This is a genomic window from Mesorhizobium sp. M2C.T.Ca.TU.002.02.1.1, assembly GCF_003997225.1.
Genome location: NZ_RZTO01000309.1, coordinates 1 through 6,516, shown reverse-complemented (window position 1 = coordinate 6,516; position 6,516 = coordinate 1). Strand labels below are relative to the sequence as shown.

At 66.5% G+C, this 6,516-nt stretch carries 9 protein-coding genes; 2 read left to right on the top strand and 7 right to left on the bottom strand.

Going from position 1 to position 6,516, the window contains the following annotated elements:
* The 3 genes from phnL to EOD07_RS17510 all read right to left on the bottom strand — a co-directional run.
* Window positions 1-596 (bottom strand): phosphonate C-P lyase system protein PhnL (gene phnL / locus EOD07_RS17520; protein ID WP_127236363.1); only part of this gene is annotated, 596 nt, incomplete at its 3' end.
* Window positions 597-686: 90 nt separating this feature from the next.
* Window positions 687-1,463: a phosphonate C-P lyase system protein PhnK gene (gene phnK / locus EOD07_RS17515; RefSeq protein WP_040987384.1), complete on the bottom strand. Its 777-nt coding sequence runs from the start codon at window positions 1,461-1,463 to the stop codon at window positions 687-689.
* Entirely contained in the window at window positions 1,460-2,359 is a 900-nt protein-coding gene (locus EOD07_RS17510; protein WP_127236362.1) for an alpha-D-ribose 1-methylphosphonate 5-phosphate C-P-lyase PhnJ, read from the bottom strand. Before EOD07_RS17510 ends, phnK begins: the two co-directional genes overlap by 4 nt.
* Window positions 2,360-2,418: 59 nt before the next feature.
* Here EOD07_RS17510 and EOD07_RS17505 point away from each other — a divergent pair, with 59 nt between their 5' ends.
* Window positions 2,419-2,616 (top strand): hypothetical protein, encoded by a 198-nt coding sequence (locus EOD07_RS17505; protein ID WP_127236361.1) that lies wholly within the window; start codon window positions 2,419-2,421, stop codon window positions 2,614-2,616.
* A gap of 2 nt (window positions 2,617-2,618) precedes the next feature.
* Here the strand turns inward: EOD07_RS17505 and EOD07_RS17500 are convergent, their stop codons facing one another.
* From EOD07_RS17500 to phnG, 3 genes are read right to left on the bottom strand one after another with little or no spacing between them, the layout of a single operon-like run.
* A complete protein-coding gene (locus EOD07_RS17500) occupies window positions 2,619-3,734 on the bottom strand; it encodes a carbon-phosphorus lyase complex subunit PhnI (protein ID WP_127236360.1) in 1,116 nt (371 codons plus the stop codon).
* A gap of 1 nt (window position 3,735) precedes the next feature.
* Window positions 3,736-4,347 (bottom strand): phosphonate C-P lyase system protein PhnH, encoded by a 612-nt coding sequence (gene phnH / locus EOD07_RS17495; RefSeq protein ID WP_127236359.1) that lies wholly within the window; start codon window positions 4,345-4,347, stop codon window positions 3,736-3,738.
* Window positions 4,347-4,808 carry a phosphonate C-P lyase system protein PhnG gene (gene phnG, locus EOD07_RS17490; RefSeq protein WP_127236358.1) on the bottom strand — a complete coding sequence of 154 codons (462 nt, stop codon included), beginning with the start codon at window positions 4,806-4,808 and terminating at the stop codon, window positions 4,347-4,349. Before phnG ends, phnH begins: the two co-directional genes overlap by 1 nt.
* Before the next feature lie 125 nt (window positions 4,809-4,933).
* Here phnG and phnF point away from each other — a divergent pair, with 125 nt between their 5' ends.
* Window positions 4,934-5,677 carry a phosphonate metabolism transcriptional regulator PhnF gene (gene phnF / locus EOD07_RS17485; protein WP_127236357.1) on the top strand — a complete coding sequence of 248 codons (744 nt, stop codon included), beginning with the start codon at window positions 4,934-4,936 and terminating at the stop codon, window positions 5,675-5,677.
* 281 nt (window positions 5,678-5,958) lie between these two features.
* Here phnF and EOD07_RS17480 read toward each other — a convergent pair.
* On the bottom strand, window positions 5,959-6,516 hold a 558-nt coding region (locus EOD07_RS17480), incomplete at its 5' end, for a zinc-binding dehydrogenase (RefSeq protein WP_164772312.1).

Genomic DNA, 6,516 nt, shown 5'->3' with positions numbered 1-6,516 from the left:
TTCTTGGCCGCGATGAGCTCGACAACGACATCGCGGTTTCTGGCGTCGAGCGACGCGGTCGGCTCGTCGAGCAAAAGGACCGGATGCTCGGTGATGAAGCCGCGCGCGATGTTGACGCGCTGCTGCTCGCCGCCCGAGAAGGTCGCCGGCGGCAGCGCCCAGAGCTTTTCGGGCAGGTTGAGCTGCGCAAGCAAGGAGCGAGCCTTAGCCCGCGCGGTCTCGCGATCTTCGCCACGCTCGACCAACGGTTCGGCGACGACGTCGAGCGCGGAGACGCGCGGCACGGTGCGCAGGAACTGGCTGACATAGCCGATGGTGTGGCGGCGCACGGACAGCACGGTGCGCGGGCCGGCGGAGGCGAGGTCGACCAAGCCGCCGCCATGCTGGACGATGATCTGGCCTTCATCGACGGCGTAGTTGCCGTAGAGCATTTTCAGGATCGAGCTCTTTCCGGCACCGGACGGACCGCCGAGCACAGCGCATTCGCCGGCGCGGATCGAGAAGGAGACACCCGTCACCACCGGCAGCGTGACGCCGTCGCGCAGATGCATGGTGAAGCTTTTGGCGACATCGGAAACGACAAGCGGAGTGGCCATGATTAGAGTCCTTTGTTTTGCCGCATGGTCTGGTCCGAAAACCGGCTTCCACTTTTCGCTGGCGCGGACCTTTGGTTCGGCACCATGCGGCTAGACCTGCAAAATCGAAGAAACGAGAAGCTGCGTGTAAGGTGCGCGCGGATCGTCGAGCACGCGGTCGGTGAGACCGCTTTCGACGACGCGGCCGTCCTTCATCACCATCATGCGCTGCGACAGAAGCCGCGCCACGGCGAGGTCGTGGGTGACGACGATCGCCGCCAGCCCGAGATCGGTGACCAGGCCGCGCAACAGGTCGAGCAGGCGGGCCTGCACCGACACGTCGAGGCCGCCGGTCGGCTCGTCCATGAAGACGAGCCGCGGTCCGGTCACAAGGTTGCGGGCGATCTGCAGGCGCTGTCGCATGCCGCCGGAAAAGGCGCGCGGCTCATCGTCGATGCGGTCCTCATCGATCTCGACGCGCGACAGCCAGTCGACGGCGGTGGCGCGGATCCTGCCGTAGTGGCGGTCACCGACCGCCATCAGCCTTTCGCCGACATTGGCGCCGGCCGACACCGTCATGCGCAGCCCGTCCGCCGGGTTCTGGTGGACGAAACCCCAGTCGGTGCGCATCAGGAAGCGGCGCTCGGCCTCGCTCATGCGGTAGAGCTCGCGCCACTGGCCGTCGCGCATGCGGTAGCTCGCGGTGCCGGAAGAAGGCAGCAGCCGGGTCGACAGGCAGTTGAGCAGCGTCGTCTTGCCGGAGCCGGACTCGCCGACCACCGCCAGCACCTCGCCCGGCCAGAGATCGAAGCTGACGTTCTCGCAGCCGACGCGCGAGCCGTAGAATTTGGAGAGCGCCGAGACGCGCAGCAGCGGTTCGTCAGTCATTCGGCAGGCTCCATTTTTCCAGAAGCGGAATGGGTCTCGGGGGCAAGGTGGCCATGATGGCCATCGGCGCGCCGTTTCTCGCAATGGTCGGTGTCCGAGCAGACGAACATGTGGCCGCCGTGATCGTCGAGGATGACCTCGTCGAGATAGACATTCTCGGCACCGCACAGCGCGCAAGGCTGATCGAAGGTCTGCACCTCGAAAGGATGGTCCTCGAAGTCGAGGCTGACGACGTCGGTGAAGGGCGGCACCGCGTAGATGCGCTTCTCGCGGCCGGCGCCGAACAACTGCAAAGCCGGCGAACGATGCATCTTCGGATTGTCGAATTTCGGCGTCGGCGAGGGGTCCATCACATAGCGGCCCTCGATCTTGACCGGATAGGCGTAGGTGGTGGCGATGCGGCCGTGCTTGGCGATGTCCTCGTAGAGCTTCACATGCATGAGGCCGTATTCCTCGAGAGCATGCATCTTTCGCGTCTCGGTCTCGCGCGGCTCGAGGAAGCGCAGCGGCTCGGGGATCGGCACCTGGAAGACCAGCACCTGGCCCGCCGTCAACGGATGCTCGGGGATACGGTGACGGGTCTGGATGATGGTCGCTGTCGCGGTTTCGGTGGTGACGGCGACATGAGCGACCTTCTTGAAGAAGGCGCGGATCGAGACGGCGTTGGTGGTGTCGTCGGCGCCCTGGTCAATGACTTTCAGCACGTCGTCCGGGCCGATGATCGAGGCGGTGACCTGCACGCCGCCGGTGCCCCAGCCGTAAGGCATCGGCATCTCGCGCGACGCGAAAGGCACCTGGTAGCCGGGAATGGCGATGCCCTTCAGGATGGCGCGGCGGATCATCCTTTTGGTCTGCTCGTCGAGATAGGCGAAGTTGTAGGTGGCGATGTCGTTCATGGCGATCACGCTGGCTCTGTGGTATGATTTTGGCGCTCGAGACGCGGGAGAAGAGCCCGATGGACTCCACCGGTTGGATGCATCTTGGCGTGCTTTTTCTGGTGTTCGCTGGCATCGCCGCTTTCGCGCTTCGGAAGATGTTTCTCCCGGCGCCAAAGGAGCCTCCACACGGCGAAACCGTTGCCGGCACCAGTGGCTCCGGCGCGGGCGGCGGCTCGTTCGATGGCGGCGGCGGACATTCCGGTAGCGGGCACTGAATTCATTCCGCCGCCTCCCGCTTTTCCTCGGCGGCCCTGTCCTCGTTTTCCCGCGCCTCGTATTCGGCGCGCATGCGGCGCACGAGGCCGAGCTCGGCCTGGAAGTCGACATAGTGCGGCAGTTTCAGATGCTCGACGAAGCCGGTCGCCTGGACATTGTCGGAATGCGAGATGACGAATTCCTCGTCCTGCGCGGCCGCGACGACGTCCTCGCCGAGCTCGCCGGCGCGCAGAGCACGGTCGCACAGCGCCATCGCCATCGCCTTGCGCTCGCTCTGGCCGAAGACCAGGCCGTAGCCGCGGGTGAACTGCGGCGGCGCCTTGGCCGAGCCCTTGAACTGGTTGACCATCTGACATTCGGTGACGCGGATGGAGCCGAGCGGCACCGCGAAGGGCAATTCCGGCACGTCCAGCTCCAACTCGACCTCGCCGATGCGCACCTCGCCGACGAAGGGATGGTTGCGGGCATAGCCGCGCTGCGTCGAATAGCCGAGCGCCAGCAGAAAACCCTCGTCGCCGCGCGACAGCGCCTGCAGGCGGATGTCGCGCGCCATCGGGAACTGCAGCGGTTCGCGCGTGATGTCGCCCGGCACATGGTCGAGCGGCATCTCGCCATCGGCCTCGATCAGCCCTTCATGGGCGAGGATCGCCGAGACGCGCGGCATCGCCTCCGGCTCGACCGGGCGCTGCGCCGGCATCTCGACCTCGGCGCCGGCGGCAAGCTCGGGATCGAGCAGGCGGTGGGTGTAGTCGAATGTCGGGCCGAGCACCTGGCCGCCGGGCAGGTCCTTGTAGGTGGCGGAGATACGACGCTCGACCTGCATGGCGCCGGTGTCGACCGGATTGGTGTAGCCGAAGCGCGGCAGTGTGGTGCGGTAGGCGCGCACCAGGAAGATCGCCTCGATCATGTCGCCGCGCGCCTGCACGACGGCGAGAGCCGCAAGCTCGCGGTCGTAGAGCGAGCCTTCGCTCATCACGCGGTCGACGCCGAGCGCCAGCTGCTCGACGATCTGGTTGAGGCGCAGCGCCGGCACCGACCGGTCGCCGCGGCGGCGGTCGCCCAGCAGACGATGGGCGTTGGCGATTGCCGCTTCGCCGCCTTTCACCGCGACATACATGTCATGCCTCCATCGACTTGATGCGGGTGGTGCGCGGCAGGCAGGAAAGGCTTCCCGGCGCCGCGAGGATGATGTCGACACCACGCGGGAAACGCTGGTTGTTCTGCTTCCACTGCTCGACGAAATGGCGCGGCATGCCCGGAGGCGCGATCATCGACGTCTTTTCGATGCCGGGTCCTTCGAGCAGCAGCGACGGGCCCGAGGCAAGGTCGCCGACCAGGAGGATCAGCGTCGTCGAGCGGTCGGGATATTCCTGCGTGCCTTGCGCGAAACCGTCGAGCGCCGCCATCTCCTTCGGATTGGCGATCAAGGCGAAATGCGCGTCGGCCGGCGTGTTGGCCAATGGAGCGCCGGTGTGGAAGCCGAGCCAGGCCCTGACCGGGGTTTCCGCCTGCAGCGGCGGATCGAGCCACACCGGCGTGTCGTTGTCGCAGAGCGAGAGCGCCACGGCGCCGGCCGTCGCCGACAACGGCGCCGGCGGATGGGCGAGTTTCGGCAGGTCCTGGACGATGCCCGGTCGCGCCATCGCGTCCATGATGGCGCGGAAGACAACTTGCGCGTTGAAGACCGGCTCGGCGAAGCCGCCGTCGATCGATTGCGTGGCGATACCCATCAGTCCTCTCCGCGCACCATGGTGAAGAAATCCACTTTCGTTGCCGCCGTCTCGACACGTCGGGTCTCGCGTGCCGCATCGAATGCCGCGCGCAAGGGCGCGGCGAGCTTCGTCTCGACCGCCTCGCGGTGCGCCGGGTCCTGCCACAGCGCGTCGGCGATCGCCGCGAGCCTGGCCTTTTCCTTGTCGCGGCCGAGCGCATAGGAATGGCCGACCTGGCCGGAGGGCAGCCGCACCGTGGCGCGGGTGACCGTCGCCTCGCCGACATTGAATGGCGCGCCGCCGCCGCCGATCCGTCCGCGCACGGTCACCAGCCCGGTTTCGGGGCCGCGCAAAAGCTCGGCCTCGGAAGGCAGGCCCGCTTCGTTCCAGAGACGGGCGATCTCATCGGCTTCGGCGTGCGCCAGCGTCGCCATCAAGGCTTTTCGCCCCGCCTGCTCGCGCGCTTCCTGTCCTCGCATGGCATCGCTCCCTTGCATGCATAAATTTGTCTATTGATATAGACAACTATACAAATTATACCTACCTCGTAACGGGAGTCCATGACGGGTGGATGACAGCCCGGGAAAAATGCTTGGGGCGATGGATGGTTGGACTGGCGAGCAGCATCGAAAGGCGTAACGGCGTATCGCTGTGGCGGCAGATCGCCGACAAGATATTGCAGGGGATCGCAAGTGGCGACTTCGCCGGGAATGCGGCGCTGCCGCCTGAAGTCGCGCTGGCCGAGCGCTACGGCGTCAATCGCCATACGGTGCGCAGCGCCATTGCGGCCCTTGTGCAGGAAGGCGTGCTGAGGGCCGAGCAGGGGCGCGGCACCTTCGTCCTGTCGCGCAAGCGGCTGTCCTATCCGATCGGCGCGCGCACGCGCTTCTCGACCGGGCTGCAGGGGCAGACGAGCGAGCGGCATATCGCGCTCTTGTCTTCATCCACGGAGCCTGCCAGCCGGCGCATCGCCGAGGCGCTGGGCATCGCCAAGGGCGCAGCCGTCATTTGCCTGGAGACGCGCGGCGAGGCCGACGGTCATCCGGTGTCGCGGGCGACGACCTGGTTCGACGCCAAGCGCTTCGCAGGCATCGAGGACGCGATGGCCGAGACGGGGTCGATCACCGCCTCGCTCAAGCGTTTCGGCATCAACGATTATCTGCGGCATTCAACCGTGCTGTCGGCGCGCCATGCCGACGCCGACGACCTCGCAGCGCTCGATCTGCAGCCCGGCGCCATCGTGCTGGTGACGGTCGCCGTCAACGTGACGCTCGACGGTGAGCCGATCCAGTTCGCGGAGTCGAGGTTTCCGGCGGAGCGGGTGGAGTTGAGGCTGTCGGCGTTGTAGGGGATGCTGGCCCTTTACGAGAGCTGATTGATCGCCTCGCGCTGATGTCAGGTCGCTTACTCGTCAGCGGCTTGGCGTTTGAGCAGCGCCTTCCCCCGCTCCGTCGCCGCTTCACGGCGCCACCTCTCCCCCCTCCGGAGGGAGAGGAAGGGAGCCAACTAGAGTCGCCTCGCCCTTCCTCTCCCCCGTCGATCGGGGGAGAGGTGTCGAGCAAAGCTCGACGGAGTGGGGGTCGACCTGCGCGATGTCGTCAATTCAGGCCGGGTTCACCGCCTGCCATCTTATGCCCCCACCTCGATAACCGCCTTGATCAGCCCCGATTTCTCATGCGTCCATCGGGCGAGGTCGCGCGGCGTTCCGGCGAGCGTGGTGCGGTGGGTGACGAGCTTGTTCAACGGCACGGCGCCGTTGCGGATCGAGGCCGCGACATGCTCGAAATCGGCCTTCAGGGCATTGCGGCTGCCAATCAGCGTCATCTCGCGCTTGTGGAACTCGGGGTCGGAGAAGGCGATGTCGTCCTTGACGACGCTGACCAGCACCAGCGTGCCGCCATGCGCGACATGGGCGAAGGCCGACTGCACCGATTGCGTGTTGCCCGTCGCGTCGAAGACGAGGTCGAACCCTTCGCCGCCGGTCGCCTGCCGCACCAGTTCGTCGGCTGGCGCCTTCGAGGTGTCGAGCGCGGCAAAGCCAAGCTCCTTTTCGGCGAAGCCGAGGCGCTCGCCGCTCATATCGAGCAGGCTGACGTCAAGACCGGCGATGCGGGCGAAGATCGCCGTGCCGAGTCCGATCGGGCCGGCGCCGATGACCAGCGTGCGCTGGCCAGGCGTGCCAAGCGA

Excerpts from the sequence above, each read along its gene's own strand:
- EOD07_RS17500 (WP_127236360.1), bottom strand. The coding sequence starts at position 3,734 with ATGTATGTCGCGGTGAAAGGCGGCGAAGCGGCAATCGCCAACGCCCAT.
- phnG (WP_127236358.1), bottom strand. The coding sequence starts at position 4,808 with ATGCGAGGACAGGAAGCGCGCGAGCAGGCGGGGCGAAAAGCCTTGATG.
- EOD07_RS17510 (WP_127236362.1), bottom strand. The coding sequence starts at position 2,359 with ATGAACGACATCGCCACCTACAACTTCGCCTATCTCGACGAGCAGACC.
- EOD07_RS17505 (WP_127236361.1), top strand. The coding sequence starts at position 2,419 with ATGGACTCCACCGGTTGGATGCATCTTGGCGTGCTTTTTCTGGTGTTC.
- phnF (WP_127236357.1), top strand. The coding sequence starts at position 4,934 with ATGGTTGGACTGGCGAGCAGCATCGAAAGGCGTAACGGCGTATCGCTG.
- phnH (WP_127236359.1), bottom strand. The coding sequence starts at position 4,347 with ATGGGTATCGCCACGCAATCGATCGACGGCGGCTTCGCCGAGCCGGTC.
- phnK (WP_040987384.1), bottom strand. The coding sequence starts at position 1,463 with ATGACTGACGAACCGCTGCTGCGCGTCTCGGCGCTCTCCAAATTCTAC.